Below are 20,732 nucleotides of genomic sequence, written 5' to 3' on the forward strand. Positions count from 1 at the left end.
AAAGGAGCTTACCTATGCCCATCTATAACAAGCTAGTCCGCGATGCAATACCAGAAGTAATCGAAAAGACGGGAAAAGAGTTTTCAACTCGTATTCTTGAAGAAGATGAATACGAAGCTGAAGTGAAAAAGAAATTAGGCGAAGAACTAGAAGAATACAAAGATGTAGCAACTAACGAAGAAGCAATTGAAGAACTAGCCGACATCCTCGAACTTCTTCGCGCAGCTGTGAAAATTCATGGCTTCTCTTTTGAAGAGTTGGAAGGAGTCCGCCAGGCAAAAGCTGAGAAGCGTGGCAGCTTTGAAAAACGGATCTTCCTAATCGAGGTTGAAGATGACTAAGCTGGAACTGGTCACTTCTCAGCTTGTTTTGCATTTGGAGAAATTATCAAAAGAAGCGGTTGAAATTCAGTGGATCACGGCATTTGCGATGAAGTCTGGCGTGGAAAAAATCATTCCTTTCCTCCAACAGGCGTCTAGAAGAGGTGTGCCGATTAAGCTGTTGGTAGGCGATTATTTGTTTGTCACGCAGCCGGATGCGCTGCAACTGCTTTTAGAAGAATTGCCTTCTGCGGAAATACGGATTTGGAAGAGCGGGGGAGCTTCCTTTCACCCGAAATCTTATTTGTTTCGAGGAACAGAATCTTCGCAGTTAATTGTGGGATCATCTAATTTATCAGCCTCCGCTTTAACCACAGGGGTGGAGTGGAACTTAATTGCGCCGACTTCGATGGACGCGGAAGTTTTTGAAGAAGCGACCGTTCAATTTCTAAAAAACTTTTATGCTGATCAGACAGTGTCTTTAAATACAGAGACATTGGCAGAATATCGGTCCTTACATAAAGCAGCAAATCTTAGGCGGCCCATCAGCCCAGTGTGGTCAGAAGCAGAAGAAGTCGAAATGACGGTCGGGCCAACACTCCCACAGTCGCCGGAAGTAGCGGAAACCCCAGTGGCTTACGGCTCAGTGATTTCTCCTAGACCTGCGCAAAGCGAAGCGCTAGACGCTTTAGATAACGTAATGACGGAAGATTACAGCCGGGCAATGGTGGTGCTGGCAACGGGGCTAGGAAAAACCTATTTAGCCGCTTTTTTTGCAGAGAAATTTAAAAGGGTGCTATTTGTCGCACACCGGGAAGAAATTCTGACTCAGGCGGAACAATCATTCCGACACGTTCATCCGGATCGGACGAGTGCTTTTTATAATGCCTCCGAGAAAAAGACGGATGCGGATTTCATATTTGCTTCGATCTACACATTAGGGAGCCAGTATCACTTGGATCAATTTGAAAAAGATGCTTTTGATTTGATTGTGGTTGATGAATTCCATCACGCAGCCGCGCCAACTTACAAGCGTCTGTTAAATTATTTTGAACCAAGGTTTTTGCTGGGCATTACCGCCACGCCTGACCGCATGGACAATAGGGACGTTTATGCGTTATGTGATGGAAACGTAGCAATCTCGATTCATTTTCTGGACGCCATTGAGCGAACTTGGCTTGCGCCGTTCAATTACTACGGCGTGTATGACGATACTGATTACGCCGCGATCCCGTGGAGAGGAACCCGGTACGATGAAGAGGAATTGCTGCAAGTGCAGATGCGGGAAGAGTTTGCCGAAAAGATCTTTGAAGAGTGGAACCGGTACAAACAGACGAGAACGATCGTCTTCTGCTCATCAGTCAAGCAAGCTGTATACATCAACAGTTTCTTTCAGCACAAAGGCGTTCGGTCAATTGCACTTCACGGTGAATCTCACCCACAAGAGCGGAAAACTGCCCGTTCCAAGCTGGATTCAGGTGAACTTGATCTCATCTTCACCGTTGATTTATTCAATGAAGGCGTCGATATTCCGAAAGTGGATACACTCCTTTTCATCCGGCCGACCGAATCGCTGGCCGTTTACACGCAGCAAATCGGCCGTGGTCTGCGAATTGCGGAAGGAAAGTCGCATTGCGTCATCATCGATTTTATTGGCAACTACCGAAATGCTGACTTGAAACTGGCTGTTTTTAATAAAGAAGAAAGCCAGACTTCAAGTAAACCCAGTGAACCACTTGTGCCGGCTCTTTGCGAATTTAACCTGGACCTGCAAGTAATCAACCTTCTGGAGGAAATGCGCAGAAAAAGAGCGCCTCGAAAAGAAGCGTTGGTTCTGGCTTATCGGGATTTGAAAAAGGAAATGGGAAGACGTCCAACGTATTTGGAGTTCCACCTTCACGCCAACGTCGATTCCAAAACGGTAAAGCAGGAGTTTGGCAGTTACGTTGGAATGCTCGCTTTTGCGGATGAGCTGACGGAAAAAGAGCAGGACGTCTGGCTGAAGTTTAAAGGTTGGTTTTTGGAAGCTGAAAAAACCGGCATGACCAAAAGCTATAAAATGGTTGTTCTGAGCTATATGTTATCAAAAGGTGAGCAGAAATGGCTTGAGGCGATTACACCACATGAAACAGCACCTTTTTTCCATAAGTATTTAACTGAAAAAGATTACCGAATGAATATAGATTTCAGCGATGTCCAAGGGAAAAAACTGCGCACGTATAACCAGGAGAAAGTGGCAGACTTGATTGCTAAGATGCCAATGACTAAGTGGAGAGAAAGTGCGAAAGGAGAACTTGTTTCTTTTGAAGAAGGGATTTTCCGCTTCAAGCTGCAGCCTGCTGCGGAAGAAAATGAGATCTTATATAAATGGACTCAAGAGATAGCCGACTATCGATTGCATGCTTATTTTGAAAAAAAAGCTGAATAATTGACAGTTAACTGATTTCTTGAAGTTGATTATTAGTTGCTTATATTATTTTAATAAAGACAAATTTTTATTTAAAGTAGAGGTTGGAAAAATGACTGGAGTATTAGAAGTAGTCTCATCACATAGTTATTTAATTGGCGTATTTGCCTTTATAGTTGTTTCCATTAAAGCTGCAGTAGATTTTTGGTTTGTAACGGAATTAGAGAAAATTTTAATGACCGATTATCAAAAACTTAAAGGTCTTTTTTCTAAACTAACAATTACTGTTCTTCCGTCTGTATTTATAACTTTCATTTATATTGTGACTTCTGATAAAAATTTCTTAATAGAGAAAGAGGAGACAAATGAAGATTTACTTATTATAACGCTGCTTTTTATAATTTTTTTGTTAAATATGTTTTTACACCTTGCAGTCCGATCATTAGAATATTTATTTAACATAAAATCTGCTTACTTACTGGAAATTGATAATAAAGACTGGATTATTAAAAGACTAACTAAAGATAACCATCTATTGCTAACAAATTCAAACAATGAATTTTTAATAATAGATGAGTGGAAAGAGAGAAAAATAAAAAAAATAGTGGATAAAGATAGCTTTACTTATAAAATTTATAGCAATAAAATTCTATGGACAACTAGTTTGGTAATAATGGGAATTCTAACATCTCTATCAATAGGGTTTTGGGCTTTCACTACAAGTGTAATTATCTTGAACATATCATTTTTAACAGCATGTTTGTCTTCTATCGTTATTCTGATAATTATAGGTAATATTTTTGAATATAGAAGAGCTAGTTCAATAAACGCCTGAATATAATATATAGAAAGTGCCATCCTTGAAGAATGTGTTCTTTTCTTGTGTTGAATCTTACAATTTGTATGAATTCCATCTTCCTGTTAAAGGTATGTTCCTCTGTTCTAACAAATGGTAGACCAATTTTTTAATAGTCTCTTCACTAAAATTTGCATCGAAGCAGGCGATTAGGATCTTATTGTTTCTTTCGAAGGTATTATTTATACTTTAGAGCTACTGTCTTTTGAAAAAGCAAATCATTTATTATATAAACAGACTCGAGAGATAACAAAATACGATTGTACGCTTATTTTGAAAGAGAAACTAATTAAAAATTATATATTACGTTGTTGGAGGAGGAGAAGAAGTGGGATTCGATATTTTAATTGCATTTATCGGAAGTTTTTCTGTTAGTGGAGCGTTACTATTTATTTTTCAAAGATGGATTGTGAATAGTTTAGCTGAAGATCAAAGACAAGCAAATCGAGTACTACTACAAAAAATGAAAGATGAATATACTACTAGCTTAGAAGAATTAAAGAAAAGACATCAAAAAGAAGTAGAGGATTATAAAATAAACTTAGGCAATTACACTCGTTTTTCAAATGAACAGTTTAGATTATACAATGAGCTATATAGCTCTTTATGCGATTTACAATACTCAGCTGAAACATTATGGAATAGAGCTGATAAAGCTAACTTGTTGGAGTTTGCTCAGCAGTTAAAATTAACAAAAGAAAAATCTGAAAAAAGCGTACTTTTAATTGAAGAACGACACTACCATACGCTAGTGAGATTAATAAGAACTTTTTCTAATTTTGAAATTGGTAAAAAAAATCTGGTTGAATATGCGGGGCAAAAAAACAGAAATACATATATATCTGAATTAGAAATAAACAACTTAATAAATAGAAATAGACGAATGAAAGAAGAGTATTCAGATTTACTTCAAGAAATATTAATATCCTTTAAGAAGCATATATATTATCCAAATCCAAATAAATCGGATTGAACTTAAAGACGAGTTTATTTTCTAGCAAATTTATTAGGAAATTTTCGAATTCTTTATATAAAACTATAGTGTCATTCATTGAAGCTTATGATTTATTATCAGATTTTTAAAAATTATATATCAAGAAATCAACCTTTCTCATATAAAAGAGATGAGAGAAAATGTTGAAGCAGAATGAAAACTTATCTCAAATCAAAAAAATGCCTTCCAAAATTATTGGCTATTACCCCAACAACGCGTTATCATAAAAGCAACTGCTGCAGAAATTATGCAGTTGGTTGACCTTGGCAAAAGCAGGTCAGCTGCCAAATAGGAGAAACAAAATTTTTGTGAAGGGGGCTATTATTTGCCATACCAATTAGGGCAAAACTTTAAGTTGTTTACACTAAATTCAAATCCAGAACTGGCCCAGGAAATTGCGGACGAGCTCGGCTGTCAGCTGGGGAAAAGCTCGATCAAACACTTTAGCGATGGCGAAATTCAAATCAACATCGAGGAAAGTGTCCGGGGCAAGGAAATTTACTTGATTCAATCGACATCCCAACCGGGAAATGAGCATGTGATGGAACTGTTGATCATGATTGATGCATTGAAGCGTGCGTCTGCGGAAACCATCAACGTCGTTATGCCTTATTATGGCTATGCGCGCCAGGACCGTAAAGCGAGTTCGCGTGAACCGATTACGGCGAAACTGGTGGCCAATATGCTGGAAAAAGCAGGGGCTACGCATATCATCACGATGGACTTGCATGCTCCCCAAATTCAGGGATTCTTCAATATGCCGGTCGATCAGCTGCTTGGCGAAAAGATCCTGTCGAAGCATTTCCTCGATAAAGGATTGGAAGATGCTATTGTGGTAGCACCGGACAACGGCGGGTTGGGAAGAGCCCGTAAACTGGCGAACCATTTGGACGTTCCGATTGGCTTTATCGACAAGCGCCGGATGCAGCCGGGTGAGCCCGAGACGGTGAACATTGTTGGAGACATCAAAGGCAAAAACGTCATCATCATTGTGGATATCATCGATACGGCAACGACGATTTCGTTGGCTGCCAACGTCTTGGTCGAAAATGGCGCGAAAGCTGTTTATGCTTGCTGTACTCATGGAGTCTTATCCGGAAATGCCGTTCAGCGCATCGAAGAGTCTGCCCTTACGGAACTGGTCGTAACAAATACGATCCGTGTGCCTGAAGAAAAGCAGACGCCAAAAATCACGATCCTGTCCGTCGCTCCATTATTGGCTGAAGCAATTGAGCACGTGCACAACGAAAAACCGGTCACGCCTTTATTTGAATAAATTCTAATATGAAAAGCACCGCAGAAAATTTTCTGCGGTGCTTTTGCTGTTTAATGGCTATGCGCCTTGTTTTGTTGTTTTTTATGCAGTCCGTAAAAGAACGCGGCAATAACTAAAGAGGCGATAAAAGCACCAATGGTAATGTCGTCTGGAAACAGGAAAGACAAAATCAAAAAGGCTACGCCGACTGCCACCATCACGATCGACAACAACAGGTTTGCATTCAAGGAGCTTCCCTCCGTTCAGTTCTTGATTTTTGTTAAAAATCTTTTGGCAAATAAAGGGCAGAATTAAAAATCTATGTCATAATAACATTATACATTAATTGAATTATTAGTAAATTAAAGGGGGGAGCACATGGATTCGAGAAAGAATGCAAAAGAAAACAGAGAACGCCTCAAACAAAATGAACTGAAACGCAATCCGGGAGGCTCTGCACGCGATGGGTTCGATAACAGCGCTGGAAACGGCAACGTCACAGACATTGCGGGCGACATGGGTTGGAAAGGCATGGTTTTATTAATTCTTGTGTTGGTTTTAGGCTATGCTATTTATCAATTCTTTTTTAATTAAAGAGGCTACCAAGGAGGATGTAGCATGTTTTGGTTGAAAGTTGGATTAGGCCTCATCATTTTATACGTATTGATTAGGTTGGTTAAATTCTTTTTGAAAAAACAATTTACCATTGAGGAAGAGGAACGAGAGTGGTTTTCTTACAACCATATCAACAAGACGCATAAGAAAGTTGATTGGTTTATCCGAACTGTTGCGCTTGTGGCACAGCTGGCATTCTTATATTGGGTTATTTTTGAGGAGTATTCCATTCTATTTATTCTCGTTCCAATGTTTCTGGTGGTAGTAGCAGACTTTAGCGTTAGGGCATTCTTTGAGTGGAAATACTCGGACAACCCCAAGCAGGCGATTCTGACCGTTGGAGAAATGGTAGTTTTTGTAGCCGTGCTGGCCGTGACCTTTCAGTTTGATTTGCTTAATTTAGGATATTAGAACATGAATGAATCGTTGGGTGCTCCAGAACGCCGCAATGGTTCTATTTTTATTTTGCAAACTTACTCGACCAGTGACCTCACTGGGGAAGGAAGCTATACTTTCGGAATCGTTTAGTTCCATTTGAAAAAACTCAATTTCGTTCAATCTCAGCAGTTTCCTTTTTTATGTCGTCATTCTTTTCTCTCCTTTATTATCAAGAATCAATATGTTTGTTCTATTACTAAAAAACCTCGAAAACTTTTATAATCTTTCCAGGTTTCTCAGTTTTAAAAGACTAATCAAGCGGAGGCTGCCAAAGTGAAAAACTACCACGACATGCGGGCGATCCGGACGCGTCAAACTATCCGCGATGCGTTTATCGATTTGCTGGAGCATAAGCGCTATAACCAAATAACGATCAGCGAGCTGACGAAAGCGGCGGACATCAACCGAGTGACCTTTTATTTGCATTACAAAGACCTCGATGACTTTATTATGCATCTGGTCGATACACTGATCGAGGAGCTTTTTCAGTTTATGGAGCCGCTGAGTGACAAGCCTTATGAGCCCGGCTTTGAACTTGAAGCATTAACGCGTCTGCTGGAATACATTGCAGAACATGAACGCATTTACCGAATGATGTTTGTTTCAAAAGGGGTCCCTTACTTCACACCACGAATGATGGGCTTTCTGCGCAACATTATGCTGACGCATCCGCGAAACGAACACGGAACGCATTTTCCGGGCGTTGAGATTGAAACAGATATTGCTTCCTGGTATGGAACTTCTGCTTTGATCGGTACGATCAGCCTGTGGCTGGGTGAAGATATGCCGTATTCACCCAGTTATTTAGCTGAACAAATTGTGAAATTGAACCCTTTTCGCGCCTAAAATAATTTACAGTCTATCGATTTCTGTCAATTAAACTACAGGATGTAATAAGCTGTTGATTGTTTAATTTTGAGTGGAAGTTAAGATGGACGTAAGACGAGATGAGGGGGCATTATTTATGGCAAATGGACAAAAGACATACAAAGCAGGAATTTATAAATCAGGAAATACTGTAGTCATTGAAGAGCGGCCAATACCCGAAGTGGGTGCGACAGACGTGCTGCTGCGAAACGAACGCGGTGGAATTTGCGGGACAGACATCAACATCGTTAAAGCCGGAAATGAAATGGGAATTCTTTTCGACAAGGAGTTTGGACACGAATTCGCAGGAATCGTCGAGGCGGTTGGAGCGGAAGTCAAAGGACTGACAGCAGGCATGCGCGTAGCTGTCAATCCAATTACTGCAAAACGGGCGGGCCGCCGTTATAGCTTAATGGCTGGCGGATTTTCAGAATATGTATTGATTGAAGATGCAGCAGTAAACCATAACCTTTTTCCATTGGGTGAAGGCGTAACCGCCAATGAAGGCGCACTGGTCGAGCCAATGAGCGTTGGCTGCCATGGGGCTTTTTCCATCAATCCAAAGCCTGGTGAAAAAATCGTCATTCTTGGAGCAGGGCCAATCGGTCTGTCCGCTGCAGCTATGCTAATCGGCGAAGGCATTACCGATGTTGCCGTTGTTGATATGGTGGACTGGCGCTTGGCTAAAGCTGAAGAACTTGGCGCAAAGGCAATCGATACGTCGAAAATTTCACTTACAGAAGGCTTGATTGCCGTCTTTGGAACAACGAATGCCTATGGTGAAGAAGTTCCGGACGTAGATGGTTTTGTGGACGCGGCAGGGGCAGCGCCGCTGTTCCAGCAAGTGATGGAAATCGCTAAGCCCAACGCACGCTACGCGGTTATTGCGGTCTACAAGAACGAAGTTCCGGTAAGCCTTGTTCAGGTCATGAGCAAGGAAATTCAGATTCATGGCGCTTCAGGGTACTCGACAGCAGACATCTTGCGTGTCATTGATCACCTCAATAAAAAGAAAACACCGATTGCGACCATGATCACACAAGTGTATAAGCTTTCTGATATTCAGCAGGCATTTGATACAGCGATAGAAGCGAAAGATTCGATCAAAGTGCTAGTGAATCTGACGAACGAATAACCATTTTTGATCCAATCGCAAAAACACACCCATCCTGTAAAAGGACGGGTGTGTTTTTGCGTTATTTCACAGCAATGCGGTTGTTTTTGATAAACAGCGATCCGATCAAGCCAATAGCTGCGGCCACCAACACGGCATAAAACGCGTAATGGGTACCGAAAGCCAGAAACTCGGCAGGATTGCCTGCGCCAAAGTCGGCAATGAAGTTTTCTTGGCCGGCGGTGAACAAGGTAATGGCAATTGCCGTACCAGCAGCGCCTGCCAGTTGCGTGAGGGTGTTCATGGCAGCTGAGCCATCTGCGTACAATTCTGGCGGTAGCTGATTCATGGCGTGCGTTTGTGCCGGCATAATGGTCATGGAAATGCCCAGGAACAAAATGCACAAAGCGGCAATAATTTGCCATACCGGAGTTGTCGCTGACAAGATCAATAAGAATACGACGGCGGCAATTGTTACGAGAGCAAAGCCGGCACGGGTAAAGATTCGGGCGCCCACGCGGTCAAAGTTGGATCCAACAATTGGCGCCATGATGATGTTGATCAAGTTCGCCGGCAGCATCAAGAGTCCTGCGGCAATCGACGTGTAAGCCAGTACACTCTTCAAGTAAATCGGAATCAGGATCGCCACCGAAAGAATGACGAACAAGGTCAAGAACATCAGCGCGGTGCCAAGGGCGAACATCGGGTATTTGAAGACGCGCAAGTTGACCATAGGCTGCGGCATTTTCAACTGGCGGTTGATGAACAGCAGCAAGGCGATGACACCAACAAGCAATGGTGCCCAAACAGCTGGTTCGGTAAAGGCAGTTTCTGCCAAGGTCGCCAAGGAAAAGATAATGCCGCCAAATGCGAAGGTCGATAACAACAGCGAGATCACGTCAATTTTCGGCTTGGTAATATCCGAGACGTTTTCTGTATTCAACGCTCCGATCAGCAACAGGACATTTAACGCGACCATCATAAAGAAAATGTAATGCCAGCTGCTGGCATTGATGATCAATCCGCTTAAGGTAGGCCCAAGAGCTGGACCGGCGGTGATGACCAATCCAACGATGCCCATGACCGATCCGCGTTTTTGGATCGGGAAGATCAACAGGATGACACTGAACATTAACGGCAGGAAAATGCCGGTGCCGATTGCTTGGACCAAGCGGCCAACGAGCAACACGGAAAAACTGGGTGCCAGTGCAGCAAGCAGCGCGCCGAGTGAAGAAATGAGCAACGCAGAGACGATCAACTGGCGAGTTGTAAACCAGCGGACCAGATAAGCGGACAACGGCACCAAGATGGCCAAGACCAATAAGTAGCCGGTCGTCAGCCACTGGGCAGTTCCTGCAGTGATGTCGAAGTCTTCCATGATGTTGGTTAACGCCATGTTTAATGCGGTTTCACCAAATAAGCCGATAAACGATCCGATCATTAAAATAGCGGCCATGGTTTTTGGTTTTTTTACTTGTACATGTGAATTCATAATGCAACTTCTTTCTATCTATAGTTTTGAACTGCTGAGTTTTCAACATTCCCTAGATTCTATTTGCAACTATATCAAAAATTCTTTTAGAAATTCAATGTAATTCTTACGGACGAAAGAGCATGTAGACACAACTTCGCCATATTTTATTTTAGAAAATACCGTTGAAAAGATTGCTGCAGGCTATCCGGTTCAACAACTGGAATAAAACGGCATCTATTTGTTCTATTAGAATCGAATAAGCTTCCAGGAACATGAAAATAACCAGATACGACAAGGCTTCGTATCCACCTTCACCAGAGTGCTACCACTTTTTCGAAAAATTCAATAGCTTTATTGGGAAATGGATCAAAATTAACACAAAAGAATTAATTAGAAAAATACAACTTTACTGGAGTTTTCGTTATGTCGAGATATAAAAACACAATCACCTGCTTCACTTGGAATTTAATGTGACTGTAATCATATCACGAGCAATAATTTTCCCTGAGTGCCCACGCTGTTGTAAGTAGAAACAGGTATTGACAAAATATTATTTATCGTTAAAATTTATTTTAACGATAAATAATATTTGGGTGGTGTGGGTTTGTTCAAAAATAAAAATATACGTAATCTCTTTTTCGGAAGGCTGGTTTCGACATCCGGCGATAGTTTGTATGAAATTGCAGTGATTTGGTATGTGTTCGAGTTAAGCCAAAATGCTTTTTACACAGGAGTGGCAGCCGCCATTGTCATGATTCCGAAATGCTTTAATTTCCTCTTGGGTCCACTGATTGAAGAAATGAACAAAGCAAAAATACTGGTATATGCGCAGTTTTTTCAATTTTTATTGATGCTGTCGATTCCGGTAGGCATTTGGCTGGGGTATGAATCTGTTTTTCTCGTTCTTGGGATTATGTTTTGTATTTCGTTTCTCGAGAATTTCCAGGGAACGGCTGAAATTGCTGTTGTGCCTAAAATTGTGTTGAAAGAGCAGCGAGGAAAGTTCAATTCGCTGATCAGCAGTTTACAGCAAATCGTGGACATTACCATGAAAGCCGTTTTTGCCGGGTTTATTTTAACAATTGGCGTTCAAAACATTTACTTGTTCAATGCGCTGACATTTTTAGCGGCCGCCATCTTTTTCAGTATGGTGAAAGTGAATTCATCACCGGATGAGTTGAAACGGAATACAGGAGACTGGGTGGAATATAAGCACAGCTTGAAAACCGGATTCGTTTATTTTTTCAAATCGAGAATCGTTTTTATTTGCCTGCCGTTTTTGATTGCCAACTTTTCTTTCGGTATGGCTGAAGCTATCCTTCCTGTCTACGCCAATGAAAGAGGAGGAGCAGAGCAATACGGCATCATCATCCTTGCGATGACACTTGGCAATTTGGCGGGGTCGCTACTGGTGATGAAAGTGATGAGGTTTCCTCTCGGCCTTCTGATGATGGTGCTGCCGTTGCTTTCGTTTGTGCTGTGGGCGTCTTCAATTTTTATGAGCAGCAATTGGGTTTCAACGATTTTCCTGGGGCTGGCGTTCCTGCCGTTTGGCATGATGAGCATCCTATTGGTTACGTTTTTGCAGACATCGATCGACGAGGACATGCTGGCCAGGGTTTCTTCAATTATTGACAGCATTTTGGTAGCCGCAATGCCACTCGGTGCTTTGCTCGGAGGAATTTTGTCACCAATAATCGGAGTCAGCAATATGATGCTGATCAGTTCATCCGGATTGCTTGCTATCGTGTTTTACTTTTTATTGAACAAAAAAATTCGGACCTTGCCGAAAATCGAAGATATTCAGCTGCAGGAACAAACTTAAAACGAACAAAAGCCACTAGGCATCTTCAGGCTTAGTGGCTTTTTGCATCGGTTTCGTATGTTAGGACGGAAAAAGTATAGTCCTTGGCATCCTTTTGGTGTTTTTTGGACCGGCTGCTGATTAGTCTTTCGATTTCTTCGTTTACCTGCATCCACTCATCATGTGTAAGAGAAACAGTTGCTTCTCTGTACATCGCGCGCGAATATTCCTGTTCATCCTCATTTTTCGGTCCTTCTAAATCGGCTTTCAGCACATTCATTCCTTTATTGAAGGTCATTAAAACATGAGCAAGAAGAGAATCCGAATTCTTTCTCGCGAGTTCCCCCTCCAAGCCCATAAATTCCTCGCTGCTGAACAAATGGCGGGACGTGTAATACTTCTCGATCAAGTTGCCGATTTGTTTTTCTTCACTGACTTTAATCAGCTCGCTGCTCAAAAGTTTTTGGATCGGGTAATACAGTCGCGAAGGCTTGTCATCCAACTCAGCAGCAATCTCCTTAACCGTTTTGTCTTGAGTCTTAACAGAATAAAGGATAGCTTCTATTTTAGGGTCGGAAACTAATTTCATCAAATCAAAATTGCTGGTCATGTAGTCACTCCTTTATCTGACGTATAAATTAATTTTAACGGATTAAAAAATTTTAACAACAACTAAAAGAAAGTTTATTATGAGACTCAGAAAGCTATGTGTTCCAAAACTTTAGTGGTAATATTAATGGGTATTTTTGGTATAATGTATATAGAGCAATCACTGAGTTGTCTAAAGAACGGAATTTTAAAAACGGCGTAGATAATGGGCAAATGCGAAGGGGAAGCATGAATGCAATATTTAATAGATGAAGATCATTGGGATTTAGAAGGTTATGCAGAACAAAAGGAAAAGATTTTGGGCAGGTTCAATAAAGAAACAGCAAGGTTTTTAAAAAACAACTCTTTTCATGACGGGAAAGTCGTTTCAATCAATATTTTGAATCAAGAAAACGGAGAAACAAAAGATCCCACCACCGTCAAAATGATCATCGAGCACCGCAATGAGGAATTGTATGAAGTTCAGTGGATCAATGTTAGGAAGTTTTTTATGGACTATGATATTAAACGCAATGTATATGCCAATGCATCGCATAAAATCGCATTTGGCGGAAGAAGAGGATTGGATGAATGGGGCTATGATGAACTTCTCCCGTTGAGCAAAAAGAAACTCCAACATGAAATTTTATTGTTCTCGCAGACGACGATTAAAATCTATTGTTCGAACATGAAAATCAGAAAAATAAAAGCGTTGGATGTAACTTAATGCGAACCGAGCCGTATTAAAGGGAAAGAGGTGTTGTGCGTGACAGTTTTTGCATATTCTACTATAAGGTATTTCTCGTGGTTTCTTATTATTTTTCTATTGCACTGGACTGGCACACTTACTATTATTACCTTGTTCATCCCTTCAGTTTTGCTGATTTGGGCAAACTATTATTTTCAAAAAACCAATCGGGAGAAAGAATTTAAAAATAAATTAATCGATGGGTTATGGCTGCCTATTTTGGTTGGAACGATGGTTTTTGTTTTAGTTGAATACACGTTTTCATAGTGACAAAGAATTAGTTGAGGTGATGGAACTTGCATATAAAAATTTTGCAGTCAGTGCTGCTAATACTGGGGTTATCTTCAGGCATTTCGTGTATTTTGTTGAATATTTATTTGTTCAACAATCCCGGAATAGAGAATGCTAAATTTTTAACGCGAATTTCTTATTTCCTGCTCATTCTCCCAATCCCGATAGCATTGGGGCTGGATAAGCTGCGGAGTTCCCATCGAAAACAGGATCAAACGTATCGATCTAATTAATGCCGCAATCCAAAGGAAAAGCTTTAGACTTTAAAAAGAGGTGATCCATTGTTTAACGAAAAGCCGAAGTGTTTATTGTGCAACAGGGACATTGAAGGGGATGAAGTCGTGCATATTAAGATACGCTATCCCAAGAGAAAAGGATTTACGGAAATCAAAGCCTACTTAAAAAATGAAGCCCAGTTTACTTGTAAAGAATGCTTTGAAAAAAAGCCGTCTTGAACTTTGGGGTCAACAAGAGCCAATAGAAAAGCAGCGTAGGAATTTTCCTACGCTGCTTTTTTTTAGAAATACTCAAACTTTTTTTATTCAAACTAAATTTAAAGCAATCATTAAGCAGCAGTACCAGTTTTTCAGATATCGGGGGTTTATTTCTTAGGCAGCCGGCGTTGATAAGTTTTGCGCAAGTGATGAAGGCGATGCAGCTTCTCGAGGCCGCCTTCTTCAAGTTTTCGGCCAGTCATAATAATGAGTGTTTCCAATAAAGCGACGGGAGCGACCATCGAGTGAAAATCTGCTTGTTCGCCTCTAGCTGTATAAAGAACGTGGTCAGCCAAGTTCAGCAGTGGGGAAACCAGCATATCCGTAATGAGTAAAGACCGCATTTGGATTTCGCGGCTGTGATCAAACAAAACATCAAGTTCTGGGGAAGATCGAACAAACCCGAAAACAAGGAGGAGGTCGCGGTGATCCATGTGAATCATGTCTTCATAAAGTTCATGGCCGCTCGGCGCAAGTTCTGTTACCGACAAACCATATCTTTTTAAACGAAAACTAAGCAACTGGACTAAGCCCTTTGAAGACCCTGATCCATAAATATGGATATGCCTCGCGCTTGCCAACAAATCTACCACGTTAATCAGTTGCGCTTCATCTATATGTTTATGGGTCTCGTATAAAAAGGTGATAGCTTCTTTAAACAGAGGCTCGGTTGCGTTTACAGGTGATTTGCGGACAGCTGACTGTACTTTGCTTGCAGGAGTAACGCCGATTTCCTTTTTTAAATGAACTTTGAACTCGCGCAAGCTTTTAAAGCCGATTGCCCGCCAAAAGCGAGAAACGGTAGCGATGCTTACTCCGGTAGCCTCGCCAATCTCTTTTTCGGTCATATAGGGAATACCGTCAGATTGCTTCTGAATATAATCGGCTATTTTTTGATGTGATTTAGATAATTTCCATTTAGAAAAATCCAGGGTGCATCTCTCCTCTCAAATTATATTTTACATAAATGATAATTAATTATCAAATAAATTTAAATAATAATTTATTTACACTAAATTCATGTTGTCTTTACATTCTCCACCTATACTCAAACCAAGTTTGAAATTAGAGGAGGAGAACAATGAAGATCAATGAAGAACGGAAACTGACCCAGTCCCAGAAGATGATGGTATTCGTCTTGTCCATGGCCCTTTTTGGAATGTCAAAAATGATTACAGAGCTTTTGCCCTCAAACGAAGTCGGTCCAATTGAATTTTCTATTTCGTATTTTGCGTTTATTCCACTTATCTTGGCTGCTCTATTTCATCCGCTTTACGTGGCTTTAGGAGCCTCAGTGGGAAGCATCATTTTCGCTGGCCTCTTGATGGGGGATTTTGGCGGAGTCGGTGAAATAGAAGGCTTTATCGAACTGACACTTGCTATTTATATCGCGGGTTTACTTGTCCGCAACCCTTTAAACAAAGGCCAATTGGTTTTGGCTTCTCTAGTGGGTGTAGGAATTGATCAGTTTCTCAGCTCAGTCGTGGATATCGGAAAAGTGTGGTTTGGTGTAGAAGGCTTTGACGCAGTACCTGGGCTTCCTGAGAGTATTGTCATCCTTGAACTGGTCAGTTTTGTGAACGAAATGATCATTACGGGTGTTCTATTCGGAGTAATACCGGTGTTGCTGCTGACACCTAAGCTTTACGGGAAAATCGAACCGCTTCTTGGCATGAAACCTCGTGATGCCCGTGTTGAAGCTGGATTAACTTCATACATAACACCTGGCTTGCTTTTGGCAGTCATCACGTTGACTTTTGTAGCAATGATTGCAGAATTTATCGCTGAAATGGAAGTAAACCTGTCCTTTTGGTCACCGGTTTTTCTTAGTCAGTTTGAAGAAAGCCAGAGGTGGATTGGTTACAGTGCATATGCCATTCTTGCAGTTCTTATTGTTATCTTCATCTACCGCTTAGTGAAGCATTTCTTAAAGCGTACAAATGAAGAAGACAAGGTAGCATTATGATGGAGCGTCCATTGGTACAGATGGAAAATGTTTCTTTCCGCTATCCAGGGGCGGATAACTGGGTATTAAAGGAAGTCTCATTAAACATTGAGCGTCATGACTTTATTGCTGTAATCGGCAGCAATGGTGCAGGAAAATCGACGCTCTGCAAGGCAATAAATGGCTTGATTCCACATTACTATGTAGGGGATTTTGAAGGCGACGTTATTATTGACGGCACAAGCACACGAAACACTAGTGTAGCTTATATGTCACAGCATGTGGCCTATGTTTATCAAGATTTTGAAAATCAGCTCGTCCGTCCGACGGTCTATGAAGAAATTCTGTTTTCACCGATGAATTACGGCTTTCAGGATTATGAGGCGCGCGCGGAACGGGCAATGGCGATGCTCGATTTGACTCATTTGAAAGATAAGTATATTTGGCAGTTAAGTGGAGGCCAAAAGCACTTGATCGCATTGGCGGGAGCTCTAGCATTGGATCCACAAATTCTCATTATCGATGAGCCGGTCGCCCAACTGGATCCTGCCCATGCCAAAGAGCTTTACAAAAAGCTTAAGCACATACACGAGACAACGGATAAAACGATCATTGTCATTGAACACCATACCGAATTTATAGCAGATTACTGCAAAGATGTAATCTTAATGGATGACGGCCGTGTGGCATGGAGAAAGCCGGTTGAAGAGGCGCTGAATTGCATCGAAGAACTAACGGGGTTGAATATTTTCCCGCCACAAGTAACAATGGCGGCAAAACAAGCACAAAAAAATTGGGGGTCCGGACCATTGCCCACTACATTAGATCAAGCGGTCAAATGGTTCGGTCAGATGTCATCTCCTTCCATAACACCTAGTCCCGTCAAATCAGAAATTCCAGCGGTCGAAAAAATGCCGATTCTGTCTTTGGAACATGTAAATTATGGCTATAAACAACTCAATCGAAAAGTTAAAGTCTTGTTGGAAGACATAAATTTGAATATTTATGAAAATGAGCGCGTCGCATTGGTAGGCAGCAATGGTGCAGGGAAATCGACAATTCTTAAGTTAATTGCGCGATTGCTTAAGCCACTTGGAGGCCAAATTTCATTTGATGGCAAGTCGCTGATGAAAGCATCACCGGAAAAGGCGGCAGAACACATCAGTTATATATTTCAAAATCCAGAGGAAATGTTTATTGAAGATTCCATTGAGAGAGATGTTGCGTATTACTTAACGGCGAGAAAAGATCCTTCAGCAAAAAAAATCACCGGACAAGCATTAGAGACGTTCCGGCTACAGCCCATTAAGGAGCGGGACGGCAGATTGCTGAGTGGGGGTCAACAGCGCAGGGCATCGCTGGCAATTGGTGTTGCCATGAAGCCAGATATTATGTTGCTGGACGAACCAACTGCAAGTCTTGATCTTGCAACTCGAAGAGAGCTTGTGCGCATGCTGCAGCATATTGAAGGTTCTGTCCGTGCCAGCATCATCGCTACACACGATATGCAGTTAGTGGCTGAATGGGCAACGCGTGTGATTGTTCTCCATGAAGGAAATATATTGGCCGATTTAACTCCACGTGAGCTTTTTAAATCGGAAGCTATATTGGAACAGGCCTCTTTAGTGCCTCCGCAAATTGTCTCGCTGTGCCATCGATTGGGTTTGCGTCCGGCAGCTCTTTCGGTCGAAGAGTTTGTCCGGGTTTTAATAGGAGAGGAGGATGGAGATGAACAGCTTTCAAAAGTTCTTTCAGAAGCTTAATGTAGAGAATATAAAAATTGAATTGATGCGTACAGCTTATGGCAATCAGGACACTTTATTGGCCAGATTGGACCCGCGAATGCTGGTCATTTGGGTGCTGGTATATTCCATCATCCCTTGGCTGACACACAATATGATCATCCTGATTGGGCTCACCTGTTTTACGGCTGTTCTCGCATATATATCAAGGGTTAGTCCATTGCTCATTGTGCTGCTTATTCTTGGGGTTATTTCTCAATTCACGTACCTCATTTTTGCAGCTGTATTTCTGAGCAGCAGTTTTGGTGCATTGGCAGCCATTATTCCTGTAACATTAAAGATCACCACAGTATCACTTGCAAGTCTCGCTGTTTTTACCAGTATGGACCCAGAAAAATTCAGCGATGCACTGCACAGCTTTGGTGTGCCTGGAAAATTCAGTTTTGGTGTTTCTTACAGTTATCGCATGCTGCCCATCTTAATAGAAGAATACCAAAACATTATTCACTCCTTTCGTCTTCGGGGGAGAAGTCCAGAGAAAAAAGGATTTCTTTACAGTCGAGTGTTATTTTATTACTTAAAAATGTGCGTACTTGCCTTTTATCCGATGATGCTCAATACTGCAAAGCGCACCCGGACAACAATCGAAGCACTTGAAGTCAGGGGTTTCAGCTATGCGGCAGAGAACAAAGAAACGAAAAAAATGAAATTAGCCTACTTGAAGTATCAGCGTTCTGATTATTTATTTTTGACTTGCACATTCGCCATTACTTCGGGCATCTATATTGGCGGCAACTTATTTTCTATTTAAGAAAGGATGATCACCATGATAATGGATTTTCACACACACGTAAAACTCTCGAAAAAAACCAAATTTAGCCTCGCTTTTTTTCAGGAAATCGTATTAAATGCGAAAGAAGCCGGATTAAATGCAATCGCAATGACCGAGCATTTTAATACCGATCAATACGAGGAAATTTTTGAGGTGCTGGATGCGCACTATCCTTATACGGACGATCACTATACTGTGGATGGTCTGTACATCTTTCCTGGGATGGAAGTCGATGTAGCAAACACAGGGCATATTCTTTGCATCACTGGTAAAGAAAACTTGCTTGAGATGCGGCGGCAACTGGAAAATCATACGGATCCATCCAACTTTATCCCTTTGGAAAAGTTATTGGCACTTGGCCATTCATACGACGCGTTGTTGATTGGTGCACATCCTTTGCGTCCTTCCACTCCACTTTTTCATCATGACGCCGCGCTTTTGCAGCAATTAGATGCGTTTGATCTCAATGGAAAAGATTTGCATGAACATGGTGTCGAAGAAATGAAAGCTGCGGTGGAACAGTTTGCACAGAAATTGGACAAGCCAATTGTTTACGGCAGTGATTCACATCATCCAATTCATATTGGCATTAGCCGAAACTTCTTTCCCGAAACTTGTGAGACAGTAAAAGAACTAAAAGAACATATTCAGGAAAGGCGTTATACATCAACGGTTTCTCCAGTGCTTCACACTAAAGTTCATGCCGCTAAAGTCGTCAAAAAACAAATGAAAAAAGCCGCTATGGCTTTATGAAAAACCATCCTAAAGTTATTGAAGCATGATAATGAGGGAAATTGAATAATCGTTTTGAGATAGTTGCACCAAAAGTTAAGTGGTCGATAGACATGAGTTTGGTTTTCTGCCGAATTCATGTTTTTTTATTTGGTTTGTTCGTAATGGTTGCTTCCTGTTTCTAAAGAGAGTTATCCACACTTTTTATCCTGGTGTTATTCGGCAAGTTGCTGTTCGCAAAAAAAAAAAAAACGTGCCGAAATCAACCGAGCTAAAGCGACTATTCATCGTTTTTATTAGTATTATCTTCTATCTAATTTCTGATTTACAACTTTTTCATCTTTCCACATAACATGAGAATTGAGGACCAGAATGTAAACCGGATAAATCCACATTCCGCCCAGCGCCAAAAGGCCGACTGCCGGACCCGGATCGTCTCCACCATTGGTTATGGGGAATAAGAAGGCAACTGCCAAAACAAAAAGAACAAAATAAGGGAGCAACAAAATTACGGTTATAAAGTTCGTTTTTCTCTGGCCCAACCATTTTTTTGTTAAGAAGTGGATTAAAAATGTTCCTCCTATAAATGTGGCAAGCAAGATTGCAATGGTCAAACTGTTTACCGCATCCAGACTCCACTTCGTCAATCTGCTAATTCGGTAAACATTCAACAGGAGTTCGAAGGGAACAAATACAATAAGCGCGTACAGCATGCTGATTCCATTCAACTTTAAGAAATAGTTTATTTTGATCAACCCCCAACTATGTCTTTTTTTGCTTAACCAGCTCCCATAGTCAGTCAAAGCAAAACGGTTAGGTCATGAGAGGGACCAGTATCCATTCGATTCCCCATTTTAAGGCATACATAAAAATGGTGACAATTAATGCTCCTGCTACGAAATAACAGACCCACTTCAAAATATCTAAAAAAGCTCCAGCTAAATCGCTCATGAAATTTTCCATAAATATGCCTCCAACGGTTTTAGTATTTGTGCAGTGCTTCATCTTTTGCACAGAGGAAATATGACGCGAATTCTTCTTGGGTAGACTTAGAAAATAATGGGATTTTGTATTTATAATATACCACTATTTTAACGGTGTAACGGTGTCTACACTATTCGTGCTTTCGTAATGGTTTACCATTTTATTGGCTAATTTCTTTTATCTTAAAAAATTTAGGGTATTTGGAAGATAGAAGAAATAATTTTTACCTGGA

The 20,732-nt window shown here is 41.2% G+C and carries 21 protein-coding genes; 15 read left to right on the forward strand and 6 right to left on the reverse strand.

What is annotated here, in order from left to right; genetic code table 11:
* Window positions 1–14: 14 nt before the first annotated feature.
* The 5 genes from AC4EHK_RS01155 to AC4EHK_RS01175 all read left to right on the forward strand — a co-directional run bounded on the left by AC4EHK_RS01155 (window position 15) and on the right by AC4EHK_RS01175 (window position 5,853).
* Window positions 15–341 (forward strand): nucleoside triphosphate pyrophosphohydrolase, encoded by a 327-nt coding sequence (locus AC4EHK_RS01155; RefSeq protein WP_490976966.1) that lies wholly within the window; start codon window positions 15–17, stop codon window positions 339–341.
* Window positions 334–2,748: a DEAD/DEAH box helicase family protein gene (locus tag AC4EHK_RS01160; RefSeq protein WP_490976967.1), complete on the forward strand. Its 2,415-nt coding sequence runs from the start codon at window positions 334–336 to the stop codon at window positions 2,746–2,748. Before AC4EHK_RS01155 ends, AC4EHK_RS01160 begins: the two co-directional genes overlap by 8 nt.
* A gap of 91 nt (window positions 2,749–2,839) precedes the next feature.
* Window positions 2,840–3,562: a hypothetical protein gene (locus AC4EHK_RS01165; protein ID WP_490976968.1), complete on the forward strand. Its 723-nt coding sequence runs from the start codon at window positions 2,840–2,842 to the stop codon at window positions 3,560–3,562.
* A 349-nt stretch (window positions 3,563–3,911) separates the two neighbouring features.
* Window positions 3,912–4,556: a hypothetical protein gene (locus AC4EHK_RS01170; RefSeq protein ID WP_490976969.1), complete on the forward strand. Its 645-nt coding sequence runs from the start codon at window positions 3,912–3,914 to the stop codon at window positions 4,554–4,556.
* Between the two features lie 346 nt (window positions 4,557–4,902).
* Complete coding sequence (locus tag AC4EHK_RS01175) at window positions 4,903–5,853, forward strand: ribose-phosphate diphosphokinase (RefSeq protein ID WP_490976970.1); 951 nt, start codon at window positions 4,903–4,905, stop codon at window positions 5,851–5,853.
* 50 nt (window positions 5,854–5,903) lie between these two features.
* Here AC4EHK_RS01175 and AC4EHK_RS01180 read toward each other — a convergent pair whose 3' ends face one another.
* Window positions 5,904–6,080: a hypothetical protein gene (locus tag AC4EHK_RS01180; protein ID WP_490976971.1), complete on the reverse strand. Its 177-nt coding sequence runs from the start codon at window positions 6,078–6,080 to the stop codon at window positions 5,904–5,906.
* 130 nt (window positions 6,081–6,210) lie between these two features.
* Here AC4EHK_RS01180 and AC4EHK_RS01185 point away from each other — a divergent pair, with 130 nt between their 5' ends.
* The 4 genes from AC4EHK_RS01185 to AC4EHK_RS01200 all read left to right on the forward strand — a co-directional run bounded on the left by AC4EHK_RS01185 (window position 6,211) and on the right by AC4EHK_RS01200 (window position 8,887).
* Complete coding sequence (locus AC4EHK_RS01185) at window positions 6,211–6,426, forward strand: DUF6366 family protein (protein ID WP_490976972.1); 216 nt, start codon at window positions 6,211–6,213, stop codon at window positions 6,424–6,426.
* 24 nt (window positions 6,427–6,450) lie between these two features.
* A complete protein-coding gene (locus tag AC4EHK_RS01190; protein ID WP_490976973.1) occupies window positions 6,451–6,858 on the forward strand; it encodes a DUF4181 domain-containing protein in 408 nt (135 codons plus the stop codon).
* 300 nt (window positions 6,859–7,158) lie between these two features.
* Window positions 7,159–7,731: a TetR/AcrR family transcriptional regulator gene (locus AC4EHK_RS01195; RefSeq protein ID WP_490976974.1), complete on the forward strand. Its 573-nt coding sequence runs from the start codon at window positions 7,159–7,161 to the stop codon at window positions 7,729–7,731.
* A gap of 118 nt (window positions 7,732–7,849) precedes the next feature.
* On the forward strand, window positions 7,850–8,887 hold the full coding sequence (locus AC4EHK_RS01200) for a zinc-dependent alcohol dehydrogenase (RefSeq protein ID WP_490976975.1): 1,038 nt from the start codon (window positions 7,850–7,852) through the stop codon (window positions 8,885–8,887).
* A gap of 61 nt (window positions 8,888–8,948) precedes the next feature.
* Here AC4EHK_RS01200 and AC4EHK_RS01205 read toward each other — a convergent pair whose 3' ends face one another.
* On the reverse strand, window positions 8,949–10,358 hold the full coding sequence (locus tag AC4EHK_RS01205; RefSeq protein WP_490976976.1) for a DHA2 family efflux MFS transporter permease subunit: 1,410 nt from the start codon (window positions 10,356–10,358) through the stop codon (window positions 8,949–8,951).
* A gap of 586 nt (window positions 10,359–10,944) precedes the next feature.
* Between AC4EHK_RS01205 and AC4EHK_RS01210 the strand changes: the two genes are divergently transcribed.
* Window positions 10,945–12,165, forward strand: a complete 1,221-nt coding sequence (locus AC4EHK_RS01210; RefSeq protein ID WP_490976977.1) for an MFS transporter — start codon at window positions 10,945–10,947, stop codon at window positions 12,163–12,165.
* Between the two features lie 31 nt (window positions 12,166–12,196).
* Here the strand turns inward: AC4EHK_RS01210 and AC4EHK_RS01215 are convergent, their stop codons facing one another.
* On the reverse strand, window positions 12,197–12,754 hold the full coding sequence (locus AC4EHK_RS01215; protein WP_490976978.1) for an ArsR family transcriptional regulator: 558 nt from the start codon (window positions 12,752–12,754) through the stop codon (window positions 12,197–12,199).
* 231 nt (window positions 12,755–12,985) lie between these two features.
* Here AC4EHK_RS01215 and AC4EHK_RS01220 point away from each other — a divergent pair, with 231 nt between their 5' ends.
* Complete coding sequence (locus AC4EHK_RS01220; protein WP_490976979.1) at window positions 12,986–13,459, forward strand: hypothetical protein; 474 nt, start codon at window positions 12,986–12,988, stop codon at window positions 13,457–13,459.
* Window positions 13,460–14,372: 913 nt separating this feature from the next.
* Here the strand turns inward: AC4EHK_RS01220 and AC4EHK_RS01225 are convergent.
* Window positions 14,373–15,197 (reverse strand): MurR/RpiR family transcriptional regulator, encoded by an 825-nt coding sequence (locus tag AC4EHK_RS01225; RefSeq protein WP_490977906.1) that lies wholly within the window; start codon window positions 15,195–15,197, stop codon window positions 14,373–14,375.
* A 149-nt stretch (window positions 15,198–15,346) separates the two neighbouring features.
* On the opposite strand from AC4EHK_RS01225, the gene AC4EHK_RS01230 reads away from it, so the two are divergent.
* Genes AC4EHK_RS01230 through AC4EHK_RS01245 form a run of 4 tightly spaced genes read left to right on the forward strand, consistent with a single transcriptional unit; the run spans window position 15,347 to window position 19,537 of the window.
* Window positions 15,347–16,231 (forward strand): DUF8171 family membrane protein, encoded by an 885-nt coding sequence (locus AC4EHK_RS01230; protein ID WP_490976980.1) that lies wholly within the window; start codon window positions 15,347–15,349, stop codon window positions 16,229–16,231.
* Complete coding sequence (locus AC4EHK_RS01235) at window positions 16,231–17,973, forward strand: ABC transporter ATP-binding protein (protein ID WP_490976981.1); 1,743 nt, start codon at window positions 16,231–16,233, stop codon at window positions 17,971–17,973. The genes AC4EHK_RS01230 and AC4EHK_RS01235 overlap by 1 nt, the downstream gene beginning before the upstream one ends.
* Window positions 17,939–18,763, forward strand: coding sequence for an energy-coupling factor transporter transmembrane component T family protein (locus AC4EHK_RS01240; RefSeq protein ID WP_490976982.1), 825 nt, complete (start codon window positions 17,939–17,941; stop codon window positions 18,761–18,763). The genes AC4EHK_RS01235 and AC4EHK_RS01240 overlap by 35 nt, the downstream gene beginning before the upstream one ends.
* 15 nt (window positions 18,764–18,778) lie before the next feature.
* On the forward strand, window positions 18,779–19,537 hold the full coding sequence (locus tag AC4EHK_RS01245; RefSeq protein WP_490976983.1) for a PHP-associated domain-containing protein: 759 nt from the start codon (window positions 18,779–18,781) through the stop codon (window positions 19,535–19,537).
* A gap of 281 nt (window positions 19,538–19,818) precedes the next feature.
* On the opposite strand, the gene AC4EHK_RS01250 is transcribed toward AC4EHK_RS01245, so the two are convergent.
* The gene (locus AC4EHK_RS01250; RefSeq protein WP_490976984.1) at window positions 19,819–20,130 is read right to left on the reverse strand and encodes a hypothetical protein; all 312 of its coding nucleotides are present in this window, start codon (window positions 20,128–20,130) and stop codon (window positions 19,819–19,821) included.
* Between the two features lie 199 nt (window positions 20,131–20,329).
* Complete coding sequence (locus AC4EHK_RS01255; RefSeq protein WP_490976985.1) at window positions 20,330–20,479, reverse strand: hypothetical protein; 150 nt, start codon at window positions 20,477–20,479, stop codon at window positions 20,330–20,332.
* Window positions 20,480–20,732 lie beyond the last annotated feature (253 nt).

Source organism: Planococcus sp. TJ-307, assembly GCF_058268435.1.